Raw genomic sequence first — 24929 nt, forward strand, 5'->3', positions numbered from 1 at the left:
TTTCGACATGGCATCGTCATGAAAAAAACGTACAAAGTGCGCATCGACCCTTGCGAATCCGGAACACCTCGCGATGAAGCACCTGTATCCGAACATCGCCGAACTGCACGCATTCGCCAGTTCCGCCAAACATCTGAACTTTTCGTATGCCGCGCGCGAGCTGGGCCTCACGCCGAGCGCGGTCAGCCGCCAGATCGCCAACCTGGAGGCGCTGTTCGGCGTGAAGCTGTTCGTGCGGGAGGGGCGCAACCTGTCGCTGACGCGCGCCGGGCAGGTGTATCACGCGCGCGTCACGGGGCCGCTGCGCGAGATCGGCAACGCCTCGCTCGAATTGCTCAGTGTGCGCGAGGACAGCGACCTGCTGACCATCGCCAGCGTGCCGACCTTCACCACCAAGTGGCTGGTGCCGCGCCTGCCGGCGTTCGTGGCCGCCGCGCCGAACGTCACGTTGAGCTTTCGCCGCCATCTGGCGCACGGCGACCCGTTCCCGTTCGGGCTGGACGCGGCGATCCGCTATGGCGACGGCCGCTGGGAAGGCGTGCGCTGCGATTACCTGGCGGGCCGCACGTTCGTGCTGGTCTGCTCGCCCGAGTTCGCGGCCAAACATGCGCTGCGCACCCCGGCCGACGTGGCCGACGCGCCGCGCCTGGTGCACGAGCAGGCCGAGAGCGTGTGGTTCGAATGGTCGGAACGGCACCGCGTCACGCGCATGAACGCGTTCGCGGGGCCGCGCTTCGAGCAATATGCGGTGTTGATCCAGGCCGCGCAGGCCGGGCTCGGCCTCGCGCTGGTGCCGGCCTTCCTGATCGGCTCGCCGCTCGACGCGGGCACGCTGGTGCAGCCGGTGGACGCGCCGGTCGAGGTGGACAACCAGGGCCACTACCTGTGCTACACGCCCGAGCGCTTCGAGACGAGCGCGGCGTTGCGCAAGCTGCGCGACTGGATGCTCGGGGAATTCGCCGCGCCGCAAACGGCAGGGGCGTGACGCGGCTCGTCATCCCTGAGGATGACGAAACGGCAGCGCCACGCCGGAGGAATGCGTGCTTTCAGGCAGCCGCGCGCACCGGCTCGTCCGTATCCACTGTATCGGCCTGCGGCATTGCCGCCTCGTCCGGAATCCCTTCGGTCTCCTTCAGGAACGCCTTCAGATAACGCCCGCGTATGTAGCGGCATTCGTCGCGCAACATGCCGTAGAGGATGAAATCGGTGCCGTCGCCGGCCGCGCCGCGCATCACGCCCTCGCGCACGAAGCCGAGATGCTCGTCGAGCCGCTGCGCCTCGGGGTTGTCGACGCGCACCAGGCCCGTCACGCGCCGGCAGCGCAGCATCGCGAACGGGTAGAGAAACGCCGCCGCCACGAAGGCCGGCGTGATGACGTGCCGCGAGGCGCCGAGCGCGAAGTGCATCAACAGGTTCGGCCCGTTGTGCCCCTGGAACACCACGCCCGCGACCAGCTCGCCATCCTTGGCGAGACCGATCGCGCGCGCGTCGTCGTAACGCTCCTCGCCCGTGCGCGACGCCACGAACAGGTTGACCTCGTCGTGACGGTCGAATACCAGGCTGCGCATGCGGGCCTCCGGTACGGTTGGGAATGCCGACGATCAGGACGGCAGCGGAATGCCGAACTGTTGCAGCGTCGGGTTGACGTTCGAGGCGAACGCCTTCTGGTCGTTGTGCTTCTTCACGGCCTCGACGATCGCGAAGATGATGCCCGCCACGCCCACTACCGCCGCGCCCACCGCCATCACCGGCGCGGCTGCCGCCATCGCACCGCCGACCGCACCGAGCACGCCCTCGCCTGCCGCCGCGCCGCCTTCCACGCCGGCTGCCGCGCCTTCGGCCGCTTCCGCGCCCGCCGCCGCACCTTCGGCGCCGCCTTCCGCGGCACCGGCCGCCGCTTCGCCCACCGCGGCGTCGCCGCTCAGGCCCATCGAGCCTTCACCCTTGGCAAGATCGCCGAGCGATTGCGCCACCGTCTTGGCGTCGCTCAGGCCGCGATGCACGTCGTCGATGGTCTGGCCGGGGTTCTGGCCGTTGCCACCGGCCGCTGCCGTGCCGTCCGAGCCGGAGTCGCCGCCGCCCGCCGACGTGACACCGCCCGCGCCCTGGAATTCGCCCGACATCTGCTGCATTTCCGGCGGCACCGTCTTCTGCAGATAGGCGGCCGTGTCCGGGTCGCTCGCGAGCTTCTGGATGTCCTGCTGGAGCGCCGCCACCGTCTTGTCGACGTTGCGCAGCTTGTCCGAGCCGCCGGCCTGCACGTCCACCAGCGTTTCCATCAGCTTCACCATCACCGCGGCCTTCTGCTGCGGCGAGTAGTTCTGCGGGTTCTGGATCACGTCGCCGTTCAGGCTGCTGATATCGGTGTTGCCGGTGATGTTCTCCAGGCTCGCGTTCTGCAGGAACTGCTGCGAACCGGCCTGGGTGGTGGGCGCATCGTCGGACAGGAAGTGATCGAGGTTCTTGGTCGAATAGACCTGATCGCGCTTGTGGGTGGCCTTGTCGTCGCCGCTGCGATCCAGATCGTCAAAGCCGCCGTCGGAACCGAACGCCGTGGCGGCCGATTTGAGCGCCGAACTGAAGCCCGAGTTCTTCTGCAGATCCTCGACCTGCTGCTGGGTCGTCAGGCCGCCGCCGCTCTTGCCGCCGTGCGTGTAGTTGTTGCCGTTCTTGCCGTTCGACTTGTGGCCTTCGGATTCGCCCGTGATCGCGTTATAGGCCTTCATCAGGCCCGCCGAACGTTCGACGTTGACCGAATCGGCATCCGCGTCGGGATGCTTCTTCATGTAGTCCTTGATATCCGAATCGGCCTGGCTCAGGTTGGTGCTGACCTGGCCCATGAAGCCCTGCATCTTTTTCGTATCGACCGTGCCGTCGGACTTCAGCGCGCCGGTGTTCTGCAACGCCGATTTGAGCGTCGGGTTGTCGTTGACGAACTGCATCGCCGCCGCCTTCTGCGCGTCGCTCGGCGGCTGGCCGTCGGGGCCGGTCTTGCCGCTCAGGATCTGCATGGCCGCCAGCGGACGCTCCAGCGAAGCGCCCTGGTCGGCCGGCGCGAGATCGGCCCACTTCGACATGTCGGACTGATCGTTCGTTTGGCTGTACTGATCGAGCGCGGCGTATTTGCCGTCGTCGGTCGAGGCCGTGGCCGCGCCGCCGGCCGCACCGGCGGCACCGGCCGCACCCGACGCATCGCCCGCGCCACCCGTCGCATCGAGCGCCGAGGACGGGTCCGATTGCGGCATCTGCATGCCGCCGCTGCCGCTGCCCGAGGCGGACGAATCGCCGCCCGCGTCGCCGCTGTTGCTCTGCTGCTGTTGTGCCGCCTCCATCAACGCCCGCACCATCTGCTGGAGCTGCGAGTTGAGGTTTTCCATCATCTGCAGGCCGGACTGCATCCCGCCCGATGAATCACTCGTGCCCGTCATCGACGGATCGTTGACGGACGGGGAAGAATACGAAAGAGATGAGAGCGAGGTCATGGAACGCGGTATCGAAATTTAGGAATGGGAAACGCGGGGCGGCACGGCCGCCCCGCGAGGACGCGTATAACCGACAACGCGGCCCGTTCCTCGCGGAGCGGGCCGGCCGCGAGCCTTACGCGTTGTCGTCGTCGTCGCTGTCTTGCGCCTTCGGCATTTGCAGGCCGCCCATGCCGCCCATCATGCCCATGCCGCCGCCGAGGCCGCCCATCAGGCCGCCCATGCCACCCATGCCGGCCATCTGCATGAACATTTCCGGCGAGATGCCGCCCATCGGTTGCGAGGCCGAGGCCGAAGCGGTCGAGCCGGCGCCGGCCGTCGGGTCGGCGATTTCGCCTTGCGCGGCCTTCTCGAGGTTCGCGATCGACGACAGGCCGTCCGCGCCCTTGACGTCGTTGGTCTCGATGGCCTGGAAGGCATCCGGGTTCTGCAACATGAACTTCGCCGCGTTCTGCACATCCTGCGATTCGCCGGACTTCGGGTTCATCGCCATCTGGTACAGCGCGTTCGGATCGACCGTGCTCATGCCGTTCTGATTCGCGTAGGCAGCCAGTGCGCCCGCGGCCGATTGCATCGTCATCGGCGCGCCGCCCGATGCCGCGCCCGAGCCGTCGCCGGCCGTGGTCGAATCGCCGCCGACATCGCCCGCGCCGGTTGCATCGCCTGCACCGCCCGCACCGCTGGCGACGTTATCGGCACCGCCTTGCGCGGCCCATTGCATGTCGCCCTGGCCTGCCACGCCATCCGCGCCCGCCACGTCGTGCGTTTCGATGGCCTTGAAGACGTCCGGGTTCTGCAGCATGAACTTCGCCGCGTTCTGCACGTCCGGCGGCGTGCCGGCCGGCGGGTTCTGCGCCAGTTGATACAGGGCGTTCGGGTCCATCGAGCCGATGTTGTTCTGCGACATGTACGACGCGAGCGCACCCGCCGCCGACTGCGTCGTCATGCCCGAGCCGTCCGCCGCGCCCGCACCGGCCGCGCCGCCGATCGCGCCCGCGCCGGCATCGCCACCGACATCGCCCGCGCCACCCGTGCCGGCGCCTGCGCCCGCACCGCCAGCCCCACCTGCGCCGTCACCCGCGCCGGTCGCATTGCCCGCGCCGCCGCCGAGCGTCTGCGCGAGTTGTTGGGCCTGCTTCAGTTCCTGCTGCATCTGACCGATCAGTTGCTGCATGACCGAGCCTGCCAGCTGACTGACCATCTGCTCGGTCTGCTGCAGCATCGGCATGATCTGCGCCGAAAGGCTCGCTGCATTGCCCGCATTGGTGATCGGGCTTTGCAGGTTGACTCCAATTCCGCCAGCTACATTCATGTGGCCTCCTATGTGGGTCCGAAATAGACGTGCTGCGTTTACGTCATATGCCGCCTGTCACAGGAGGCGCTATGCCGTTTCCAATGTTAGTCAACGGGCGCGCCGCGAAACTTCGGCAATCCGAACGTCCTGCCGGAAATGCGAAGCACGAGCAAGGGATGCGCAGCGACACGCAGCGGCGCGCGGGGGATCGTTGCGTGTCGCCGCGCAATGCTTCGGGTTGCCGCGCGCGTACCTGCCCCGCTTCCTGTCTGATAAGGGCTTACCGACTTTCCGTTCGCGGCCATGCACGCTTTTCCGTTCGTCGACCGCCTCCGGGCATCGCAGGCCTTCGCCCCGGCGAACCCGCGCCGCCGCGCCCTGGCGCCGGCCGCGCTCGCGCTGCTCGCCACACTCGCCGGTTGCGCGACGCCGCCGCCGCCCGGTCCGCCCGATGCGGGCGTGCCCGATTCGCTGCGCGGCCCCACCGCCGAGCTGTGGCAGGAGACGCTGACGGCGGCGGGCGACCAGGTCTATCGATGTCATCGCGTGACGGCGCTCGAACCCGGCGCGCCGGGCAGCCCGGCCGGCCAGACGTTGCGTTGGCAACCTTATGGGCCGGAAGCCACGTTGATCGACGCGCACGGCCAGAGCGTCGGCTCGGTCACGCCGGGCCGCTATTTCCTCGCCCATGACGGCAGCTTCGCGGTGGGCAAGACGCTGGCGGCCACCATCGTCGACGCCAATGCGTTGCCGTGGGTGCGCTACGGGATCGATGCGAGCACGCGCGCCGGCGACGGCCAGGGCGGCCGCATGACGAACATCAGCGCGGTGATCAGAATGAATACGCGAGGCGGAATTCCGGCCAGCGACGCCTGCCGCGTGGAGGGTACGCAGCTCTACGTGCCGTACTTCGCGACCTACCAGCTTTACCGCACGTCACCGCTCGCTCAATAGCAGGTCTTTTTGTTTTCTTTATGAAAGCGCGATAGCGGTTCTTTGCGCATTTCCGTTGCATATACATGGAAATTCGAGCGTGCCTTTCAAGTAATGCCGAGCATTACTCACCAAATCTCATCTAACTTTACAAACTGAAATGTAATCGATTCGATACCACTTATACCTATTTCCAGGTATCTTTCATTGAAATTACAATCTTGTCTGAAGACACGCGATTTAAGCTTACAAGTACATTAGGAAACATGTTGTTTAGATTAAAAACTAAACATTGCGTTCCACGATTCGAAAAACCTTCACTTTTAGTACTTCAAAACTCTCATTTTCTTTCCCACGGTTAACAATAAGTTACACCCCTGGAATTTCTATGCCTGTAATTTCGCTCCGTGCCAGTAGCCTGCCGGTTCATTGCACGCCGGGACAAGGAAAGGAGGTTCAGGTTGAAGTTCGCCGTATTAACGCCCAACGTCAGCATGTTCGAACGACTGCGCCAGCATTTTCTCGACGCATCGATCGAATGCATTCAATTCGATGATGATGTCGCGCTGGCGCGCGGCCTGTATCGGGACGATTACCGCGTGATTCTGGTCGACGCCGCCACCGGCATCGACGGCACGCGCACCGTTTTCGCCCGCCGCACTTTCTATGGCGGCCGCCGCGCACCGGTGCTGGTGGTCGGCACGTTTACCGATCGCGACAGCCTGGAGCGCGCGTTCGACGCCGGCGCCGACGACGTCGTGCTCGCCCCGTTCGATCGCAACGAACTGGCCGCCCGTGCGTTGCGCGCGATGCGCCGCGTCGAGGCCGAACCGGCGCCGCGCGACGAACAGCGCGTCACGCTCGGTGCGTATACGCTCGATCAGCAGGCCAGCACCGTGCAGATCGCGGGCCGCAGCGTGCGCGTCACCACGCGCGAATTCGCGATCGCGTGGCTGCTGTTCTCGCGCGCCGGTGAATACGTCACGCGCCGCCAATTGGCCGGCGCGATCTGGGGCAGCACGGAAGACATCGTCGGTCGGCGTCTCGAACAACATATCTACAAGCTGCGCCGCAAGCTCGAATTGACCGGCGAAGCCGGCGTCGCGCTGCGCACCATGTATGCCCACGGCTACCGGATCGAACAGACCGACGGCGTGATCGACAGTTCTCCGAACGATCTCGCGATGGCCGACGACGGCCTGCCGGACCTGCTCGACGAACTCGACGCCGCGCCGCCGCGCACGCACCAGGAAGCCGCGCCGGCCTGCCCGCCGCAAACGCGCGCGTCCGCGCTGCTGGTTCCAGCCGATCGCGCAAACGTTGCAGCGCCGGCCAACGGGCCGACGGTGCACGCGCGTCACAGCGCGACGGCCGCGCTCGCGCAGCCGTGGGCGTCGTATGCGAACCCGTGGAATATCGGCGTGACGATGATCGCGAAGGCGATGCGCGACGACGGCTCGCCGTCCGACTCCATCCGCCTGCCGGTGCTCTCCCTGCCGCGCAACGACGGCTGACGCCCCTCGCGGCGCCGCACAGCGCAAAACGGCCGGCATGGAAATGCCGGCCGTTTTTTCATCGAGGTTCCATCGGCGCGCGTCGCGCTTACAGCCCCTGGCTCGCGAACTGCTCCGCGTACTGGTTGCGGTTCTGCATCTGCGGGTCCGACGCCATCTCGAACTGCTGATCCCACACCTTCGCGGCCGCGTCGGGCGAACCGGCGCTGTTCAGCGCATCGACCAGGCCCGGCTTTTCGCCGACTTCCTTCGCCAGATAGTCGAGCTGCACGCCGAGGTCGCTGGCCGGCTTGCCCTGCGATGCGGCGAATTGCTCGAGGCCTTCCTTGCGCACGCCGCCCCATTGGGCCAGGCCGTAACCGTTCTGGTTGTCGTCGGCGTTGTTGGCCGACGGGCCGCCGCGCGCACCACCCTGGTTGATGTCCGATTCGAGCCCGCTCTCCTGCTGGAGATTGCCGAGCACGCCGGCCGCCGCGTCCTTGTTCAGGCCGAGGTTGTTCTGCAGGAACGACGCGATCTTGTCGGCGTTGCTGCCGCCGAGGCTCGACACGTCGGTGCCCGAACTCGGGCCGGTGGTGCCGGCCGAGGCCTGCACCGGCGTGCCGCTGCCACTGCCGCTTCCGGCCGGCGAATCGCTGACGGCCGGCGTGCCGCCGCCACCCCCGCCTCCGCCACCGGCTGCGGGCACCCCGCCGCCTCCGCCCGCACCGCCGCCAGGCGCAGCCGCCAGCGATTGCGGCATGCCGCCGCCTCCGCCACCCCCGCCTCCGCCGCCCAGGCCCGAACCGTCCTGGTCGGCCGAGGCGGCCATTTTCAGTGCCTGGGTAATTTCCTGAATCATCTGCGCGATCTGCTGCAGAACCTGCATCAGCGACGCCGCGTTCGACCCGCTGCTGCCGCTCGTGGAGAGCGACGACGGGTCGAGCGATTGCGTCGACATGGAATTGATGGATAACGACATGAACGACTCCCCCACGGAATGATCGGCGGCAATGCCGACTCGTCCGACTATAGGGTGTGCCCATCCGGCCCTTCGGGCCGCCGTGCGAAGCGATCCACCGATATGCGAACCGAGCCGGCACGCTCGGAAATCAGCCGCCGGCTCCGGTGTCAGACGCCCGCGTCGATCACGCGCGGAGTCAGCAGGAACACGCGCTCGTTGTGCGAGTGATCGTCGCTGTGATAGCGGAACAGCGCGCCGAGCAGCGGGATGCGCGACAGCAACGGCACGCCGGTCACGCCGTTGGTTTGCGTGTCGGTGGTGTAGCCCGCGATCAGCAGGCTGTCGCCCACGCCAACGAACGCCTGCGTGTTGATCTGGCTGGTCGTGATCACCGGGATGTTGTCCACCTGCTGCTGGGTCAACTGGCCGTCCTCGATGTGCACACTGAGCTTGATGCGCGTCTTGTCGCCGTCGTCGACGATCAGCGGCAGCACGCGCAGCGACACGCCGGTCGAGACGCTGTACAGGTCGGCCGAGGTATAGCCCTGCACCCGCACGAAGAAGCGCGTGGTGTTGTCCATCACGGCCTCGACGTTATCGAGCGTCGCCACCAGCGGCGAGGCGTCGATCTTGGTCTTGTTGGTGGATTGCAGCGCCGTGACGCGCGCCAGCAGGTAGCGCCCCGCGCCGCCCACCACCGCCGACAGCGCCGCGCCGCCCGGCGTGGCGTTGACCAGCGAGCCGGTGGTGCTCGACGAGCCGCTGGTCGATTGCGCCACCGTGCCGAAGATCGGATTGAGCTGACCGTCGTAGGTGTTCTGCGCCTGCGCCGCGTTGCCCGTCTGGAAATCGACATGGCTGTTGTGCGCGCGCCAATCCACCCCGATCTGCTGCAGCGTGTCGTCGTCGATCTCGATGATGTGCGCCTGGATCTCGACGATCTTCGGCCGCACGTCGAGCTGCCGGATCAGGTCGCCGTACTGGCCGACGCGATCGGGCGTATCGCGAATCAACACCGAGTTGGTGATCGGATCGGGCTGGATCACCGGCAGGCCGTCGCTGCCGTCGGTCACCGCCACGTCGCCGCCCGAACCGCCGCGCCGCCGCGTGTAGCCGGCGTTGTTGTTGTCGTACGCGCCGCCGAACGCCTGGCCGGCCTGCCCCACCGACTGCGAGCCCGACATCGACGGCGGCAACGGCGGCGGTTGCATCCCGCTGCCGCCGCCGCTGCCCATCATGCCGGTGGACGAACCGGACACGTCGTTGAGCGACTGCACGCGCTGCATGTTCGGCGCCGAGCTGGGCTGGCCGCCCGTCGAGCCGGATTTCACGCTGTACATGTTGCCGAGGATGGTGGCCACGCCCGGCACCGTCACCTTGGCGCCGTCCACCTGCACGTCGTGATCGGTGGCCCAGGCGTTCTTGAGCTTGTAGATGCGGATCACCGAGCCGTTGCGGTGGCCGGTGCTCGCGTCCAGCCGCTGCGCGACGTCGGCGATCATCTGCACGTATTGCGCGGGACCGCTGACCAGCACGGTGCCGGACACCGGGTCGTAGGTGAGCGGGAAGCGCGGATCGTCGAGGCCGATCTGCTTGAGCGACGAGCGCAACTGGCCGATCTCGCTGTGATCGAGTTGCAGCACCTGGCGCGTCACATCGTTCGAACTGCTGATCGACAGCACGTTGCCGTCATAGAACCAGACGAAGCCGAAGGTGGACGACAGCGTATCGAGGAACCGCTGCGGCGACAGGTCGAAACGGCCCGTGACGGTGCCCGCCACATTGGGCGCGATCGAGGCGGCAATACCCTGGCTGGCCGCGAAATCGCGCAGCACGTCCTTCAGGTCCTTGCCATCGAGTTGTACGTGGACCGTCGCACTGCGCCACCGCACGGGCGCCGCGAACGCGGCATCGGACAGACAGGCAGACAGCGCCGCCGCGAGGCACGCGGCGGCAACAAGCTTCTTCGCTCTCATGGATGTCGATTCGGGAAGATGGAGGGAAAGGCCGGCGTCAGCGTTCGAGCGTTTCGGACGGCGCTTCGCGGAACTGCTTGCGATACCCGGTCACGAGCGTGGACCGGCTTTGGACGCCCCAGCGGCGGGCGGTTTCGAGGACGCGCTGGTCGCCCGCGTCGGCGTGATCGATCAACGCCTCGCGGATACGCTCCATGCGGCGCGTGCGAATCAGTTCGCTCGGCGACAGGCCGAGGCAGCTCTTGAACGCGCTCTGCAACGCGCGTTCGGTCACGCCGATCTGCGTGGCGATCTCGCGCACCGACAGGTCGGCGCGTTCGAGATTGTCGAGCACGTAGCGGTAGGCGCGGCGGTATTTGGCCGGCAGGCGCGCGCTGACATCGTCGGGCGCGGCCTTCGGCTGGCGGTCCAGCGCCGGCGTGCGCACGTGCGAATCCTCGCGCAGGCACTGCATCGCGACCAGCGCGTAGCGGCTGTACCACTGCAGCGATTCCTGCGGGCGGCCCTGGGTTTCGCGCAGCTTGGCGGCGCAGTAGAGATATTCGAGCTGGCGGTGGCCGGTGTCGGAGCCGCGCACGCCTTGATGCAGCGGCTCGACGATCGTTTGCGCGATATGCGGCGCGTCGCCCACGAACGTGGCGAGCGCGATTTCGAGGCGCACGGCGCGCTGATAATCGGCGAAGCCCTGATCGCGCACGCGTTCGAGGTAGGCGCACACGTTGGCGATCGCATCGCGGTCGCCGCCCATCACGTTGTGCAGGTCGCGCAGGTAGGCCACTCGCCCGGCGAGCAGCGGCGCACGCACGCCGGCCGCGGCCTGCAACGCCTCGGCGAAGCCGGCGCGCGGCGCGGGCAAGTAGGCGGCCGGGCTTGCCAGCGCGGCCGAGCGCCAATACACGTGATCCTGCAACGCATTCGCGCTGCGCAATTCGTGCTGCGCGATCAGGTCGAAGCGCAGCGCCGTCACCACGTCGCGCCAGCGCGGGTGCGTGACCGTCACGTCGTCGAGCGCGTCGAGCGCCTCACGCGTGCGGCCCAGTTCGTGCAGCGCGCAGGCAATGCCGATGCGCGCTTCGAGACGGCGCGACGGGTGCGCCTCGGCTTCGTCGGCGGCCCGTGCGAAGCAGGCCAGCGCGGTGCCCACGCGATGACGGAACAGCGCCTGCCAGGCGGCATTGCGGCAGGTCGCCACGCGAATCTCGGCCTTCGAGGCACGCATCCGGCGCTGCGCACGGCGGTAGGCATCCTCGGCTTCGGCATCGAAGCCGAGCACGAGTTGCAGATCCGCGTGCCACTGCAATTCCTGGGCGGTGGCCGCCGAGGCCGAATCGTCGAGGCGTCGCCCCGACTGCTGCACGGCCGCGACGAATTCGCCGTCGAGAATCGCATCGACGGTGCGGGCTGCGTTGCCGGCGCCGGCCACTTCATCGGAAGCGGCGAGCGCGGATACGATCGGGAAATAGAGCATCGAAAACATGAAGCGACTCTCCTTGCATTTGCACGCGGCACCGGATCGCAGCGCCATGCAAGCAATGTAGTCGTCACTTCATCTTCGAACTCTCAGTTTGACTGAGCAATCTTCAGCAATGATGCCGATTTGAGAATTGCGCCCCACGCGACGCGGCTTCGCGTGAGTCTCACGATTGCTCAGTCACTTCCTCACTCACTTCATCAAGACATTCTCAGCACACCTCGCACATCGCAACATCACTTCGCATGCGGATCGACCGGATGCGTGGCCGCGCCCGTATTGCTGGCGTGCGCGGCATCGGCCCATGCGCGGAATTGCGAGGTGAACGACGACAGCGTGAGCTGGTCGTGCACCTGATCGACGAACACGCCCACGAACAGCGCCAGCAACAGCACCGCCACCGCGCCCTTCACGGGCTGGCTCAAACCCATCAGTTCGAGCTTGCTGGCCGACTTCGCGGCGAACGCGAACGCCACGTCGATCAATAACAGAATCATCACGGCCGGCGCGGCGAGCTTCGCGACCTGCTGCATCAGCGAATCGGTCTCCTGCAGTGCGAACGATTCGAGCACGCTCGACACATCCACGCTGTGCGCCGTGAGCGGCCACCATTGATACGATTCGTAGAGCGTGCCGAGCAGGAAGCTCATGCCGCCCAGGCTCCAGAACGCCACCGTCGCCACCTGTTGCAACAGCGTGGCGGTGGGCGTGGCCTGTTCGTTGCGCAGCGGGTTCTGCACCTGCGCGCTGTTGTAGCCGGTCAGGTCGTCGATGTAATAGCCGGCGCACTCGGCCACCCAGAACACCGACGACGCCGCGAAGCCGAGCACCAGCCCGATCATGCCTTCGCGCAGGCCCAGTTCCACCAGCGCCGCGCCGTGCAGTTCCTCGCCGAACGACAGCGGCTGGCCGTAGGCGATGAAGGTGCTGAACAAGATCACGATGGCGTTGCGCACCGGGCCTTGCAGCACGCCGTCGGCCGACGGCGGGAAGATCGTCATGATCACGAACAGGCGGATCGACGACACGCCGATCAGCGTCAGGTAGCCCATCACCAGGTGCGTGAGGTCGGGCAGAACATTCAACGAGGGATTCATGCGGCGGCCTTGTCGCGCGCGCGGCGCGCCAGCACGCCGTCCTCGGCCTCGTCGTCGGCGGCGTCGTCCTCGGCGCGTTGATAAACACGGCGCATCACGCCGATGCGCTGCTCGCAGGCGTCCATGCTGCCGACGTTGCGGGCGATCGCGCGATTGCTTTCAACGATCTCCTGCTGTGCGGCGTGCACCGCCTGCAAGGCCTGCTCCACCTGCTCCTCGCTCGCGCGCAGCCGCTCGACGGCGATCCCGCGCACGATCTTGCAGGCCTGGAAATCGTCCACCACGAACGGCATCGCGCCCGTCATCATCGCGTCGATCTGATCGTCGATGGCCTGCACGGCGGCGGCGTCCTGTTCGACGCGCTCGATCGCCTGCGCATGCTCGTCCTCGCGCTGCGCGAGCGCCGCGCGCTGCCCGACCAGTTGCATGCGCAACTGCTCGTTCTGCTTGCGGCGGCGATCGGTGGCGCGCGACAGCGCGATCGCGCGGCGGTCCCGCTTCAGGCGGGCATCCACGCTCATGCGCTCACTCCGGCAAGCTCGTGCAGATAGGCGGTGGTGTCGTCGTAGGCCGCGTAATCGCTGGTGCGCTGGCACAGGAACGCGCGAACCGCGTCGGCCTTCTCGATCGCTTCGTCGGCGAGCGGGTTCTGGCCGGGCTGGTACTCGCCCACCTGCAACAGCACTTCCACGTCGCGATGCTTGGCCATCAGCTCGCGCACGCGCGAGGCCGCGCGATTGTGCGCGTCGGGCACCACCAGCGACATCACGCGCGACAGGCTGCCGAGCACGTCGATCGCCGGGTACTGGTTCTTCGCGGCGATCTCGCGCGACAGGATCATGTGGCCGTCCAGAATGCCTCGCACTTCCTCCGCCACCGGGTCGCCGCCGGTTTCATCCTCGGCCAGCACCGTATACAAGGCGGTGATCGAGCCGGTCTCGCCCATGCCGGTGCGTTCGAGCAGGCGCGGCAGCTCCGCGAACACCGACGGCGGGAAGCCGCGCCGCGCCGGCGGTTCGCCGGCGGCCAGGCCGATCTCGCGGCCGGCGCGCGCGAAACGCGTCAGCGAATCCATCATCAGCAGCACGCGCAGGCCACGGTCGCGGAAATACTCGGCGATCGCGGTGGCCGTGTGCGCGGCCTTGGCGCGCTCCATCGACGAGCGGTCGGACGTGGCGCACACCACCACCGAGCGCGCCATGCCGTCCGGGCCGAGAATCAATTCGATGAATTCGCGCACTTCGCGGCCCCGTTCGCCGATCAGCGCGATCACGTTGATGTCGCAGGCGGCGCCGCGCGCGAACATGCCCATCAGCGTGGATTTGCCGACGCCGGCCGGCGCGAAGATGCCCATCCGCTGGCCTTCGCCAAGCGTCATCATGGCGTCCACCACGCGCACGCCGGTCGGCATCGGCGTGTCGACCATGCGGCGCGTCATCGGGTCGGGCGGCTGCGCGATCACGGGCCGCCAGTCGTCGGAATCGAGCGGCGGCCCGCCGTCGATCGGGTCGCCCAGGCCATCGAGCACGCGGCCCAGCAACTGGTCGCCCACCTGGATCGACAGCGGCCGGCCCAGGCCGATCACCTGCGTGGCGCGCGACACGTTCTCCAGCCGCGCGAACGGCGAGAGCAGCGCCACGTCGCGCGTGAAGCCCACCACCTCGGCGCGCTGCAACAGTTCGCCCTCGGGCGAGCGCAGTTCGCACAGCTCGCCGAGCGTGACGTCGAGGCCGGACACCTTGATCACGGTGCCCACCACTTCCATGACCTTGCCGGTGCGCGCGACGGCCGGCACCGCGAGGATCTCGCGCTCGATCGCGTCGGTCAGGCGCTCGAAATCGTCGGTGCGTTCGAGCCAGGAGACGTTTCTCACCGGGGGCCTCCGTGGCGAAGGTTGACGGTCAGTTCGGGGGCGGGGGCAGCGTCATAGTCGCTTTGCTGCGGCTCGGCGTGGCGCGCGGCTTCGTCGGGATGCGCGTCGTGCTCCGATGTTTCGTACTGCACGGCATCGCCGGCCGCGTACGGATCGTGGGCGGGCTGCGCGGCGTAGGGGTCGGGGTGGGCGTACGGATCGGGATGCGCGTAGGGATCTTGCGGCGCGGCGGCATGGGGATCTTGAGCCGCATAGGGATCTTGAGCGGCATAAGGGTCCTGCGCCGCATAAGGGTCTTGCGCCGCCGCCGGCGCGACCGGATACGCCTCGTGCGCGGCCAGTTCGGCCTCCTGCGCGTAGCTGGCCACCATCTCGCCCTGCGCCGCCTCGGCGTCGGCGGCGTCCTGCGCCATGTCCTGCTCGGCCTCCACCAGCGTGCGCTTGAGCGCACGCGATACCGCGCCGTGCATCGCGCGCAGTTGCGTGTCGAGGCTCGCGTCCACCGCGCCGAAATCCGATTCGCAGACACAACTTCCCGGCGCGAGCCGCTTGTCGCCCACCACCGACATCGGGATCGGGCGGCCCAGTTCGCGCCAGCGCGTGGCCAGGCGATCGAACGTGTCCTTGGCGCTGTCGAGATCGTCCGGATGCACGGCCACGCGCAGATAGGTCGCGCCATCGACGATCCGCTCGACCGAGGCCAGCGCGCGCTCGAACAGCGCCTCGCGGTTCTCGGTGCGCACGATCTGCTCCACCGCCGACGCGACGATATCGGCCAGCCGTTCGCGCATGCGCACCTGAAGCTGGTTCTGCGCGTTGGCGACGTCGGCCAGGCGGTCCATCCAGTCGCCGAGCGCGCGGTCGTAGCCGTCGCGATAGCCGAGCCGCGCGGCTTCGTCGCGTTCGCGACGCGCGGCGGCCAGGATCGCCTCGGCCTCGGCGTGGCCCGCTTCGACGATGCCGAGCGCTTCGTGGCGCGCGGCCTCGATCAGCGCGGCGCGGTCGTCGGCGAGCGCCGCGTAGGCGCTGTCGAGCGACACCAGCGAGCCGAACAGCTCGCGCGGCAGCACGTCGCCGGCCGCGCCGAGCCGGGCGCGCGGGGTGTCGTCGTCGGGTTGGTGGTGCGCGTCGCGCGGACGGCTCAACCAAATAGCCATGCAACCTCCGGCAGCAGTTCGGGCATCCGGGCCAGCAGCCGGATCGAGCCGGCCGCATCGAGCCCGCTGGCGGCGGGCAACGAGGCCGGCGGCGTCAGCGCGCGCGGCAGCGCCAGGCGCGTCAGCGACGGCGCGCGCGCCTCGCCGGGGCCGTTCAGGCCGCCCGCGTCGCGCACGAACAGCAGCCAGCCTTCGGCGGCCATGTCGATGGCGTCGAGCCGGGCCAGCGGCGGCAGGCCGGTTTTCATCGAGAGATGCGCCACGTCGGGCGCGTCGGCGGCGTGCGCATCCTGCGCGATCGCGTCGGGATGCACGCCGGTCCATTCGGCCAGGCGCGAGCGCGTGTGCTTGTCGATCAGCCGGCGCACCTCGACCCGGCGAAACGACAGCGAGCGCATGCGCAGCACGGCGAGCGACTGCGCGATCGGCAGCGCGTCGAGCAGCGCGAGATTCGGTTTGGGCGAGGCGGCCGGCGCGCCGTGGCCGGCCAGGCCGAGCACGGCGGGCGTGGCGAACGCGCCGAACGGCGGCTCGCGCACTCCGGCCGCGCGGGCCATCGCCTGCGAGCAGGCGCGGCGCGCGGCCGACGAGGCGCGCGTGAGCGCATCGCGCCAGCCGTTATCGGGCAGCGACGACCACGACGGGTCGGCCCACAGCGCGGCCGTGTCGAGGTTGTCGCGATAGCCGCTCAGTGCGGCGGCCACGCGTTGCGGTGGATAGAACGCGGGGGAATCCATGCGTGCGGGGCGCGCGCTCAGTTGGCCGGGCGCGGACGCAGGCGCGCGCCGAGCGCACCGAGCCGCCCGCGCAGGCCGGTAGCGGCGCCATCGCCCGCCTCGGCGCCGCCACCGCCGCCGTTCGCGCCGCCCGAGTTATCCGAGCCGTGCGGCAGCTTGCGGCGCAGCACGATCAGCAGGCCCGCCGCGAGAATCAGCACCGCACCCGCGATGCCGCTGACGATCCACACCAGCGGCGCGCCGCCCTGCGGCGGCTGCGGCTGGCGCGCGAGGTCCGACGGATCGGCCTGCACCGCCGTCACGCTGACCTGGTCGTAGGTCAGGCCTTCGACGCTGTGCATCACCAGGGTCTTGATCTGCGGCACCAGCGCGCCCACGTCGGAATTCGGGCGGTACTTGATGAACACCGCCGCCGAGGACGGCTTCATCGTCTGCGCGAGCGGGTCGTTGTTCGGCAGCACGATCTGCACGCGCGCCACCAGCACGCCGTCGATCTTCGACAGCGTGGACGACAGCTCCTGCGACATGCCGTAGATGAAGCGCACCCGTTCCTCGGTCGGCGTGGAAACCAGGCCGTCCTTCTTGAACAGGTCGCCGAGATTGTCGTAGCGGCTCTTGGGCAGGCCGCGCGAGCGCAGCGCCTCCATGGCGCGCACCATCTGGTTCTCGTCGACGTCGAGCGTCCAGGTCTTGCCGCCGTCGGGCGTGTCCTTCGAGGCGTCCACGCCGTTCTCGAGCAGCGCCACGACCATCTCGTTGACGTCCTGCTCGGACAGGTTTCCGTACAGTTCCTTCTTGCAACCGGCGAGCAGCGCGCAGAGCGCGAACGCGCCCGCGACGGCCGTACGCCGCCATCCTGACCGAGTCTGTGGCATGGGGTAAGTCTCGCGGCGGACCGCACGGCGCCCGCGGGCGCCGCGTGTCACTGGTTCTTCATCAGCGTTTCGATCGACGACTTCGACGAGTTCACGACGCCCATCTTCGCTTCCATGTCGAGCTGCGTGGCGGCCAGCTCGTAGGTCAGGCGAATCGAGCCCGCGTTGATCTCGTTGAGGTTCATCTCGGGGGCTTGCTGCATGAACTGGGCGGCGTCGGTCACGCTGCGCTGCAACTCGGCGTCCTGCGCGGCCACCAGCTTCGAGGCGACTTCCATCGACGGGCTCTGGGCCGCGTGCGGCGGCGCCATCGACGGCTTGTCCATCATCGCCTTGAACTTGTCGGCGGCGGCGGGCGAGGTGCCGCCCCCTGCCGCTTCCGGCTTGTTCAGGGCTTCGAGCGAGGCGCGCAGCGCCGCGGAATGATCGATTGCAGTCATAGTCGTCCTCCGTCAGACGAACCGGCGACGCTCACGCGCGCAGCGCGACGCCGAACGGCAGGGATTCGATGCCCGCGACCGGCGCGGCGATCGGGGCATGCGTATCGGGGTGATCGCCGCGATTCGCGAGCTCGTCGTTGAGTTCCTCGATCGAGGCCGGCGGCACGAACGCGCTGCCGTTGCGGCTCGCATGCACCGCGCCGAGCAATTCCTCGCGGGCGTGCAGCGCCTTCACGAGCGAAACCGTGTCGCGCGTCGGGTTGGTCTCGAGCACTTCGTTGGCGATCAGCTTCCAGTCGCCGTCGCCCTTGGTCGACAGGCAGAACGCCAGCAGCGCCTTCGCGTAGGCGAAGCGCGGCGCGCTCTCGCTGACTTCGCGCAGCACCAGGATCGCGTCGTCCCAATGGTTGCGGACCATGTGCAGGATGCCGTCGAGCATCTGGATCTCGGGCACCTTCGGGCGCAGCACGCGCAGCGCGTCGAGCATCAGCTCGATGTCGTACGGATCGACCGACACCTTCGGGAAGGTCTGCAGCAGCGCATCCGAAGCCGTTTCGATCAGTCCTCCGACGATCTCCGGGCTGCAATTCAGGTAATCGGGTGTGGCGTTGGTCATCGCGCATTCTCCTGGCGGAATTCTTCGCGCCACGCTCGGGGTCGATCGGACGCACCATCGAACCTTAGCAACCGGCCGTGGCGCGTGCGGGCGGCGATGCGAAGGCAGCGCAGCGAAAGCGAAGCCGGCCGGGCGCCGGTCCGGCGCAGCGATCGAGCCATCCGCCCCCGATTTTTTCGGACGTTGCGGCCCCGCCCGGCCGAGCCCCGCCCCCAACTTCGCATCCCCATCGCCCGATTCGCGTCCCTCCCCCTCCCCGCCACGCCCCCCGGCTATCTTCGTCCGACCGGCTCGGTGCGTGCGCCGTTGCTGGACGCTGCCGCCTCGCCGCCGCAAGCCAGCCCGAGCGCCGCCGGCCGCCCCGCCAACCCCTGTCCGCCCCGCCCGGCGGGCGCTTGCGCACAACCCGCGCCGAGCGAGCGATGAGCGACGAAAAAACCGAAGAACCTACCGACAAGAAACTGCGCGACGCCCGCAAGGACGGCCAGGTTTCGAAAAGCTCGGACCTCGCGGACGCCATCTCGATGACGGCCGCGATCGGCTTCGTGATGGCGACCGGTGCGCACCTGCGCGACTCGATGCGGCAACTCGTGATGAGCTCGCTCGAATTCGTCAACACGCCGCACACGCTCACCGACATGTACGACCGGCTCTATCGCTTCGGCGGCATCGCGCTGCTCGCCGTGGTGCCGCTCGCGCTGTGCGCGGCGTTCGCGGGCCTGATGGGTTCGGGCATGCAGGTGGGCCTGCAGATCGCGCTGAAGCCGGTCATGCCGAACATCAACGCGCTGAACCCCGGCGAAGGCCTGAAGAAGATCTTCTCGATCAAGACGGTGATCGAGACCGCCAAGATGATCGTCAAGGCCTCGCTGATCTTCGCGGTGATGTGGGTGGTGATCCGCGGCCTGATCCCGCTGGTGTCGGGCGCGCTGTACCAGCCGCTGGCCGAGCTGTCGGCGATGTTCTGGAGCATCCTGCTCAAGCTGATGCTGGTGGCGGCGGTGATCTTCATCGTGGTCGGCGCGGCCGACGTCAAGCTGCAGCAGATGCTGTTCATGAAGCAGATGAAGATGTCGAAGGACGAGGTCAAGCGCGAGCACAAGAGCGACGAAGGCGACCCGATGATCAAGGGCGAACGCAAGCGGATCGCGCGCGAGATGGCCAACTCGCCGCCGCCGCGCATGGCGCGCGCCAACGTGGTGGTGGTCAACCCCACCCACTACGCGGTGGCGCTGCGCTACGCGCCCGACGAACATCCGCTGCCGGTGGTGATCGCCAAGGGCATGGACGAGGCGGCGGCCGCGATCCGCCGCGCCGCGGCCGAGGCCGACGTGCCGATCGTCGGCAACCCGCCGGTGGCGCGGGCGCTCTACAAGGTCGGCGTGGACGAGCCGATTCCCGACGCGCTGTTCGAAACCATCGCGGCGATCCTGCGCTGGGTCGATTCGATCGGCGCGAGCCGCGATGCGCATTCCCAACCTCACCCGCCCGTTCACTGAGCGCAGCCTCCGGAGCCACGATGCTGAAGTCCCTGAAACTCCCCGCCGGCGGCGAAATCGGCATCGTCGCGCTGGTGGTGGCGATCATCTCGCTGATGATCCTGCCGCTGCCGCCGCTGATGATCGACGCGCTGCTGGCGCTGAACATCACGATCAGCGTGACGATCCTGATGATCACGATGTACGTGCCGGACATTTCGGCGCTCTCGGCGTTCCCGTCGCTGCTGCTGTTCACCACGCTGTTCCGGCTCTCGCTGAACATCGCCTCGACCAAGTCGATCCTGCTGCACGCCGAGGCCGGCAACATCATCGAGAGCTTCGGCAAGCTGGTGGTGGGCGGCAACCTGGTGGTGGGCCTGGTGGTGTTCGCGATCATCACGACGGTGCAGTTCATCGTGATCGCGAAAGGCTCGGAGCGAGTGGCCGAGGTGGGGGCGCGCTTCACGCTCGACGCGCTGCCCGGCAAGCAGATGAGCATCGACGCCGACCTGCGCGCCAACCTGCTGACCCCCGAGGAAGCCAAGCGCAAGCGCGCCACGCTGGCGGTGGAAAGCCAGTTGCACGGCGGCATGGACGGCGCGATGAAGTTCGTGAAGGGCGACGCGATCGCGGGCCTGATCATCACGCTGATCAACATCCTGGCCGGGATCGCGGTGGGCGTGGCCTATCACGGCATGTCGGCCGGCGACGCGGCGAACCGCTTCTCGGTGCTGTCGGTGGGTGACGCGATGGTGTCGCAGATCCCGTCGCTGCTGCTGTCCGTGGCGGCCGGCGTGATGATCACGCGGGTGGCCGACGAGCGCCAGACCAAGCAGCGCTCGCTCGGCGACGAGATCGGCCACCAGCTCGGCTCCAGCAGCCGCGCGCTGTTCTTCGCGGCGCTGCTGCTGCTCGGCTTCGCGGCCGTGCCGGGCTTTCCGGCGCTGCTGTTCGTGATGCTGGCGGGGCTGCTGGCGTTCGCCGGCTACAAGCTTTCCAAGAAGCCCGCCGCGCGCGACAGCGAGCACGGCGGCGGCGAGACGCTGGCCTCGATGCAGCGCTCCGGCGCGAAGACCGAGGTGCCGCCGATCCTGCCGCGCGCGCCGCAGTTCGCCTGCGCGGTGGGCGTGCGGATCTCGCCCGACCTGGCCGCGCGGCTGTCGCTGCCGACGCTCGACATCGCGTTCGAGGGCGAGCGCAACGCGCTGCAGGAGCTGCTCGGGCTGCCGTTCCCCGGCATCACGATGTGGATTCACGCGCCGCTGGCCGCTTCCACGTTCGAGATCCTGGTGCACGACGTGCCGCACCTGAGCGTCGCGCTGCCGGCGGGCAAGGTGCTGCTGCCCGACCTGTCGCTGCTGGCGTCCGACGTGGCGGCCAGCGTGGCCGAGAAATACCAGCAACTGGCCGAGCGCACCGAGCCCGGCCCGCTGATCGCCACCGACGGCCTGCCCACGCGCTGGCTCGACGACAAGGCGATCCCGCCCAAGACGCCCGTGTGGCGCGCCGAGCAGATCATCCCGCACGCCTGCGTGGCCGCCATGCGCCGCCACGCCACGCTGTTCCTCGGCATCCAGGAAGTGCAGTGGATTCTCGACCAGATCGGCCATGACGCGCCGGGCCTGGTGGCCGAGGTGCAGAAGGTGCTGCCGCCGCAGCGGATCGCCGACGTGCTGCGCCGCCTGCTCGAAGAACAGGTGTCGATCCGCAACGTGCGCACCATCATGGAAAGCCTGATCGCCTGGGGCGCGAAGGAAAAGGACATGCTGATGCTGACCGAGTACGTGCGCGGCGATCTCTCGCGCTTTCTCGCGCACCGCGCCGCCAAGGGCGAGCGCCAGCTTTCCGCCGTGCTGTTCGACATGCAGGCCGAGCAGCACATTCGCGCCGCGATCAAGCAGACGCCCACCGGCAACTTCCTCGCGCTGCCGCCGAACGACGCCGCGTTCCTGATCGATCGCATCCAGTCGTTCGTCGGCACCGCGCCGCGCGACGGCGTGGTGCTGGTCACGTCGATGGATATCCGCCGCTACGTGCGCCGCATGATCGAGGCGCGGCTCGGCTGGCTGGCCGTGTATTCGTACCAGGAGCTGGGCGAGCACGTCGAGCTGAAGCCGGTCGGCCGCGTCACGCTGAACGCCTGAGCCGCCCATGACCGCCATCGACTCGCGCTCGGCGCGCATCATTCCGGGCGCGGCGAGCGCCGAGCCGAGCCGGCCGCGCGAGCGCCGCTTCGATTACGCCTCGCTGGCCTCGCGCCGCGCGCCGCACCGGCTGCCCGCCCGCGAGCAGGCCGAAACGGGTGGCCAGGACACGCCCGAGGAAGCGCCGGCGCAGCCCGAGATCGCGCTGTATTTCGATCCGCGCTACCTGCCGGACGATGCCGAGGCGCCCGCGGAAGATCCCGGCGCGACGCTCTCGCCCATCCCGGCCCCCGACGACAGCGATACGCTGCCGGCCCGCGTCGAGCGCGCCGCCGTGCCGATCGTGTCGGCCGTCTACATGCACCAGCAGCAGTACCTGCAGGTGCTCGGCGTGCTGACGCGCGAGATCGCGGCGTTCTGCGGCGATCCGGCCATCGCCAACGCGGGCAACTGGGAAGCGCACATGACGCTCGATCCCGCGCTGCTGCCGCAAACCCGGCTGTCGCTGTCGCTTTCGCGTTTCAGTCTCCTGCTTCGGTTCGATGCGCAGGACCCGACCGCGCGCGACTTACTCTTGACCCACAGCACGATGCTCCAGCGCGAGCTCGCCGAAACGATGCGCGCGTGGGGCGAGGTTCGCGACATCGAACTCACCATCTGGTAATCACCCGCTTCCCTGCATGGCCGACTTTCTGACCGCGACGACCAGCGACGACCCCGCGAGCGCCCCCAACGCTCAGGCGCCGCACGTCGCCCCGCCGGCACGACCGACGCCTGCCGCGAGCGCAGCGCCCGCCACGACCGTGACGCAAGCTGCGATCGCGCGCGCGGTGCCGCGCCGTGTCGACGTCGGCCTGGCCCGCCTGTCGCAGACGGCGCACGATGCGCGCCTCGCGCCCGCCGTGCTGGCCGCCACCGGCGCGCGGGTGCTGCGCATCGCGCCCATCGTCGGCCCGGGCCCCGGCGCGGCACGCGGCGCGCTGCGCGACCCGGCCGTGCTCGAACTGGCGCTGGCCGCCCCCGGCGGCGCGGCGCGGCCGGTGTTCGTCGAATTCGATCTCGACGCGCATCCGGCGCTCGCGATCCTGGCCTGGCCCGACCGCACCGGCGTGCCCGGCGCGCCGGCCATGCTGTCGCCGAGCGGCGCGGAACTCGCGCTGCGCCAGACGGTGGCCGGCGTGCTGCTCGAACCGCTGGCCGCCGCGCTCGGGAAAATGGGCTTCGACGCGCCGCGCGTGGTGTCCGTGATGCGCCGCCCGCTGGCCGACTGCCTTGCCGACGCCCAGCTCGACCTGCCGCCGATGGCGCTGTCGATCGCGCTCGGCGAAACCCGCATCGATTGCACCGTGGCGGCCACCAGCGCCGTGCTCGGCACACTCGACGCGCTGATCGCCCGCACCGCGGGCGACGCCTGGCGCACCGCGTTTCCCGCCTTGAACCTGCCCGGCAGCGCCATCGTCGGCACCCGCCATTTCGCGGTCGAGACGCTCTCGGCGCTCGAACCCGGCGACGTGCTGCTGCGCTGCCTGTTTCCGACCTTCGATGCAGCCGCGCTGCACGGCGGCGGCGCGCCGCGCGTCGTGGCCGCGTGGGGCGCGCGCGGCCATCTGCGCGCGCACGCCGGCGCGTCGCTCGACGGCCGGACGCTTACCCTTACTCAGGAGTGGACCATGTCCGACGAACTCGATTCGACCCGTGCCGATGTCGGCCTCGCGACGGATCGCCCCGACGAACCGATCGTGGTCGGCAACCTCGAGCTGCCCGTGCAGTTCGAGATCGACACGGTCGCGCTGCCGCTCGACCAGCTTTCGGCGCTCGGCCCGGGCTATGTCGTCGAACTGCCGGTGCCGGCCGCCGATGCGCAGTTGCGGCTGGTGGTGCATGGGCAAACAGTGGGTTTTGGCGAACTCGTGACGGTTGGCGAGCATCTCGGCGTACGAATCATCAGGATGGCGCATCGGCATGGTTCAGTTCAGTGACATTACCGGGCTGCTGCTGGTCGTCATCGCGATCAGCCTGCTGCCCTTCGTGGCGATGGTGGTGACCTCCTACGCGAAGATCGTCGTGGTGCTCGGCCTGCTGCGCAACGCGCTCGGCGTGCAGCAGGTGCCGCCCAACATGGTGCTCAACGGCATCGCGATCCTCGTGTCGATCTACGTGATGGCGCCGATCGGCATGCAGGCGCAGAAGGCGCTGGAGGGCCAGCAGTTGTCGGCGCAGCCGTCGCAGGCGCTGATCCAGGCGTTCGGCGCGGCGCGCGAGCCGTTCCGCGCGTTCCTGGAGAAGCACACCGCCGAGCGCGAGAAGCGCTTCTTCCTGCGCTCCGCCGCCGTGGTGTGGCCCAAGGAGCAGGCGCAGCAGTTGACCGAGCATGACCTGATCGTGCTGGCGCCGTCGTTCACGCTGTCCGAGCTGACCGACGCGTTCAAGATCGGCTTCCTGCTGTATATCGCGTTCATCGTGGTGGACCTGATCATCGCCAACGTGCTGCTCGCGCTCGGGCTGAACCAGGTCACGCCGACCAACGTCGCGATTCCGTTCAAGCTGTTGCTGTTCGTGGTGATGGACGGCTGGTCGACGCTGATCCACGGCCTCGTGATGACCTACAAGTAAGGAGCGACGATGGATGTCGATTCGCTGATCCGTTTCACCACGCAGGGCATGCTGCTGTGCCTGACCGTGTCGCTGCCGCCCGTGATCGTCGCCGCCGTGGTGGGGCTGGGCGTGTCGTTCGTGCAGGCGATCACCTCGCTGCAGGACCAGACGCTGCCGCAGGTCATCAAGCTGATCGCCGTGACCATCACCATCATCATCGTCGCGCCGGTGTGCTGCGCCGCCGTGCTGCATTTCGCGAACCAGATGATGCGCACCGCCGTGCCGCTCTGACCGGAAAACCGAC

The 24929-nt window shown here is 68.4% G+C and carries 22 protein-coding genes and 1 pseudogene; 9 read left to right on the plus strand and 14 right to left on the minus strand.

The window, feature by feature from the left end; genetic code table 11:
* Positions 1-73: 73 nt before the first annotated feature.
* Positions 74-985 (plus strand): LysR family transcriptional regulator, encoded by a 912-nt coding sequence (locus tag AB4851_RS04145; protein WP_414448557.1) that lies wholly within the window; start codon positions 74-76, stop codon positions 983-985.
* A gap of 61 nt (positions 986-1046) precedes the next feature.
* On the opposite strand, the gene AB4851_RS04150 is transcribed toward AB4851_RS04145, so the two are convergent.
* The 3 genes from AB4851_RS04150 to AB4851_RS04160 form a co-directional block, all read right to left on the minus strand.
* The gene (locus tag AB4851_RS04150; RefSeq protein ID WP_414448558.1) at positions 1047-1568 is read right to left on the minus strand and encodes a GNAT family N-acetyltransferase; all 522 of its coding nucleotides are present in this window, start codon (positions 1566-1568) and stop codon (positions 1047-1049) included.
* 33 nt (positions 1569-1601) lie between these two features.
* Positions 1602-3428: a type III effector HrpK domain-containing protein gene (locus AB4851_RS04155; RefSeq protein ID WP_414448559.1), complete on the minus strand. Its 1827-nt coding sequence runs from the start codon at positions 3426-3428 to the stop codon at positions 1602-1604.
* A 169-nt stretch (positions 3429-3597) separates the two neighbouring features.
* Positions 3598-4794: a hypothetical protein gene (locus AB4851_RS04160; RefSeq protein WP_414448560.1), complete on the minus strand. Its 1197-nt coding sequence runs from the start codon at positions 4792-4794 to the stop codon at positions 3598-3600.
* A 285-nt stretch (positions 4795-5079) separates the two neighbouring features.
* Here AB4851_RS04160 and AB4851_RS04165 point away from each other — a divergent pair, with 285 nt between their 5' ends.
* Positions 5080-5730 carry a DUF3455 domain-containing protein gene (locus AB4851_RS04165; RefSeq protein WP_414448561.1) on the plus strand — a complete coding sequence of 217 codons (651 nt, stop codon included), beginning with the start codon at positions 5080-5082 and terminating at the stop codon, positions 5728-5730.
* Between the two features lie 386 nt (positions 5731-6116).
* Positions 6117-7223 carry a winged helix-turn-helix transcriptional regulator gene (locus AB4851_RS04170; protein WP_414448562.1) on the plus strand — a complete coding sequence of 369 codons (1107 nt, stop codon included), beginning with the start codon at positions 6117-6119 and terminating at the stop codon, positions 7221-7223.
* An 88-nt stretch (positions 7224-7311) separates the two neighbouring features.
* Here the strand turns inward: AB4851_RS04170 and AB4851_RS04175 are convergent, their stop codons facing one another.
* The 11 genes and pseudogenes from AB4851_RS04175 to AB4851_RS04225 all read right to left on the minus strand — a co-directional run bounded on the left by AB4851_RS04175 (position 7312) and on the right by AB4851_RS04225 (position 18408).
* Positions 7312-8184 (minus strand): phage tail tip lysozyme, encoded by an 873-nt coding sequence (locus AB4851_RS04175; protein WP_414448563.1) that lies wholly within the window; start codon positions 8182-8184, stop codon positions 7312-7314.
* A 149-nt stretch (positions 8185-8333) separates the two neighbouring features.
* Positions 8334-10142 carry a type III secretion system outer membrane ring subunit SctC gene (gene sctC / locus AB4851_RS04180; protein ID WP_414448564.1) on the minus strand — a complete coding sequence of 603 codons (1809 nt, stop codon included), beginning with the start codon at positions 10140-10142 and terminating at the stop codon, positions 8334-8336.
* Positions 10143-10179: 37 nt separating this feature from the next.
* Positions 10180-11619 (minus strand): helix-turn-helix domain-containing protein, encoded by a 1440-nt coding sequence (locus AB4851_RS04185; RefSeq protein WP_414448565.1) that lies wholly within the window; start codon positions 11617-11619, stop codon positions 10180-10182.
* Positions 11620-11849: 230 nt separating this feature from the next.
* Positions 11850-12710, minus strand: coding sequence for a type III secretion system export apparatus subunit SctT (sctT, locus tag AB4851_RS04190; protein ID WP_414440818.1), 861 nt, complete (start codon positions 12708-12710; stop codon positions 11850-11852).
* Positions 12707-13231, minus strand: coding sequence for a type III secretion protein (locus AB4851_RS04195; protein ID WP_414440817.1), 525 nt, complete (start codon positions 13229-13231; stop codon positions 12707-12709). The genes sctT and AB4851_RS04195 overlap by 4 nt, the downstream gene beginning before the upstream one ends.
* Positions 13228-14583 (minus strand): type III secretion system ATPase SctN, encoded by a 1356-nt coding sequence (gene sctN / locus AB4851_RS04200; RefSeq protein ID WP_414440816.1) that lies wholly within the window; start codon positions 14581-14583, stop codon positions 13228-13230. Before sctN ends, AB4851_RS04195 begins: the two co-directional genes overlap by 4 nt.
* A 359-nt stretch (positions 14584-14942) precedes the next feature.
* A pseudogene (sctL, locus tag AB4851_RS04205) lies at positions 14943-15740 on the minus strand (type III secretion system stator protein SctL); the annotation flags it as partial.
* Positions 15725-16477 carry a type III secretion protein HrpB4 gene (locus tag AB4851_RS04210; protein ID WP_414448566.1) on the minus strand — a complete coding sequence of 251 codons (753 nt, stop codon included), beginning with the start codon at positions 16475-16477 and terminating at the stop codon, positions 15725-15727. The pseudogene sctL and the gene AB4851_RS04210, both read right to left, overlap by 16 nt.
* A gap of 17 nt (positions 16478-16494) precedes the next feature.
* A complete protein-coding gene (gene sctJ / locus AB4851_RS04215; protein WP_414448567.1) occupies positions 16495-17352 on the minus strand; it encodes a type III secretion system inner membrane ring lipoprotein SctJ in 858 nt (285 codons plus the stop codon).
* A gap of 47 nt (positions 17353-17399) precedes the next feature.
* Positions 17400-17792, minus strand: coding sequence for a type III secretion protein HrpB2 (locus tag AB4851_RS04220; protein WP_414440813.1), 393 nt, complete (start codon positions 17790-17792; stop codon positions 17400-17402).
* A 31-nt stretch (positions 17793-17823) separates the two neighbouring features.
* Positions 17824-18408, minus strand: a complete 585-nt coding sequence (locus AB4851_RS04225; RefSeq protein WP_414448568.1) for an HrpB1 family type III secretion system apparatus protein — start codon at positions 18406-18408, stop codon at positions 17824-17826.
* A gap of 422 nt (positions 18409-18830) precedes the next feature.
* Here AB4851_RS04225 and sctU point away from each other — a divergent pair, with 422 nt between their 5' ends.
* The 6 genes from sctU to sctS all read left to right on the plus strand — a co-directional run bounded on the left by sctU (position 18831) and on the right by sctS (position 24916).
* Positions 18831-19907, plus strand: coding sequence for a type III secretion system export apparatus subunit SctU (gene sctU, locus AB4851_RS04230; RefSeq protein WP_414448569.1), 1077 nt, complete (start codon positions 18831-18833; stop codon positions 19905-19907).
* A gap of 20 nt (positions 19908-19927) precedes the next feature.
* Positions 19928-22030 (plus strand): type III secretion system export apparatus subunit SctV, encoded by a 2103-nt coding sequence (sctV, locus tag AB4851_RS04235; protein WP_414440807.1) that lies wholly within the window; start codon positions 19928-19930, stop codon positions 22028-22030.
* Between the two features lie 7 nt (positions 22031-22037).
* The gene (gene sctP / locus AB4851_RS04240; protein ID WP_414448570.1) at positions 22038-22694 is read left to right on the plus strand and encodes a type III secretion system protein SctP; all 657 of its coding nucleotides are present in this window, start codon (positions 22038-22040) and stop codon (positions 22692-22694) included.
* A gap of 139 nt (positions 22695-22833) precedes the next feature.
* Positions 22834-24009 (plus strand): type III secretion system cytoplasmic ring protein SctQ, encoded by a 1176-nt coding sequence (gene sctQ / locus AB4851_RS04245; RefSeq protein WP_414448571.1) that lies wholly within the window; start codon positions 22834-22836, stop codon positions 24007-24009.
* Positions 23993-24643: a type III secretion system export apparatus subunit SctR gene (sctR, locus tag AB4851_RS04250; protein WP_414440804.1), complete on the plus strand. Its 651-nt coding sequence runs from the start codon at positions 23993-23995 to the stop codon at positions 24641-24643. Before sctQ ends, sctR begins: the two co-directional genes overlap by 17 nt.
* Positions 24644-24652: 9 nt before the next feature.
* Positions 24653-24916, plus strand: coding sequence for a type III secretion system export apparatus subunit SctS (gene sctS, locus AB4851_RS04255; protein ID WP_414440803.1), 264 nt, complete (start codon positions 24653-24655; stop codon positions 24914-24916).
* Positions 24917-24929 lie beyond the last annotated feature (13 nt).

The organism is Burkholderia sp. 22PA0099 (assembly GCF_047497165.1).
Taxonomy (GTDB): Bacteria; Pseudomonadota; Gammaproteobacteria; order Burkholderiales; family Burkholderiaceae; genus Burkholderia.

Bases quoted from the DNA above. Each gene is read 5' to 3' on its own strand.
- sctU (WP_414448569.1), top strand. From the start codon at position 18,831: ATGAGCGACGAAAAAACCGAAGAACCTACCGACAAGAAACTGCGCGAC.
- AB4851_RS04165 (WP_414448561.1), top strand. From the start codon at position 5,080: ATGCACGCTTTTCCGTTCGTCGACCGCCTCCGGGCATCGCAGGCCTTC.
- AB4851_RS04185 (WP_414448565.1), bottom strand. From the start codon at position 11,619: ATGTTTTCGATGCTCTATTTCCCGATCGTATCCGCGCTCGCCGCTTCC.
- AB4851_RS04225 (WP_414448568.1), bottom strand. From the start codon at position 18,408: ATGACCAACGCCACACCCGATTACCTGAATTGCAGCCCGGAGATCGTC.
- AB4851_RS04210 (WP_414448566.1), bottom strand. From the start codon at position 16,477: ATGGATTCCCCCGCGTTCTATCCACCGCAACGCGTGGCCGCCGCACTG.
- sctS (WP_414440803.1), top strand. From the start codon at position 24,653: ATGGATGTCGATTCGCTGATCCGTTTCACCACGCAGGGCATGCTGCTG.
- sctP (WP_414448570.1), top strand. From the start codon at position 22,038: ATGACCGCCATCGACTCGCGCTCGGCGCGCATCATTCCGGGCGCGGCG.
- sctR (WP_414440804.1), top strand. From the start codon at position 23,993: ATGGTTCAGTTCAGTGACATTACCGGGCTGCTGCTGGTCGTCATCGCG.
- AB4851_RS04155 (WP_414448559.1), bottom strand. From the start codon at position 3,428: ATGACGGGCACGAGTGATTCATCGGGCGGGATGCAGTCCGGCCTGCAG.
- AB4851_RS04220 (WP_414440813.1), bottom strand. From the start codon at position 17,792: ATGACTGCAATCGATCATTCCGCGGCGCTGCGCGCCTCGCTCGAAGCC.
- sctT (WP_414440818.1), bottom strand. From the start codon at position 12,710: ATGAATCCCTCGTTGAATGTTCTGCCCGACCTCACGCACCTGGTGATG.
- AB4851_RS04195 (WP_414440817.1), bottom strand. From the start codon at position 13,231: ATGAGCGTGGATGCCCGCCTGAAGCGGGACCGCCGCGCGATCGCGCTG.
- AB4851_RS04150 (WP_414448558.1), bottom strand. From the start codon at position 1,568: ATGCGCAGCCTGGTATTCGACCGTCACGACGAGGTCAACCTGTTCGTG.
- AB4851_RS04160 (WP_414448560.1), bottom strand. From the start codon at position 4,794: ATGAATGTAGCTGGCGGAATTGGAGTCAACCTGCAAAGCCCGATCACC.
- sctJ (WP_414448567.1), bottom strand. From the start codon at position 17,352: ATGCCACAGACTCGGTCAGGATGGCGGCGTACGGCCGTCGCGGGCGCG.
- AB4851_RS04145 (WP_414448557.1), top strand. From the start codon at position 74: ATGAAGCACCTGTATCCGAACATCGCCGAACTGCACGCATTCGCCAGT.
- AB4851_RS04175 (WP_414448563.1), bottom strand. From the start codon at position 8,184: ATGTCGTTATCCATCAATTCCATGTCGACGCAATCGCTCGACCCGTCG.
- sctC (WP_414448564.1), bottom strand. From the start codon at position 10,142: ATGAGAGCGAAGAAGCTTGTTGCCGCCGCGTGCCTCGCGGCGGCGCTG.
- sctV (WP_414440807.1), top strand. From the start codon at position 19,928: ATGCTGAAGTCCCTGAAACTCCCCGCCGGCGGCGAAATCGGCATCGTC.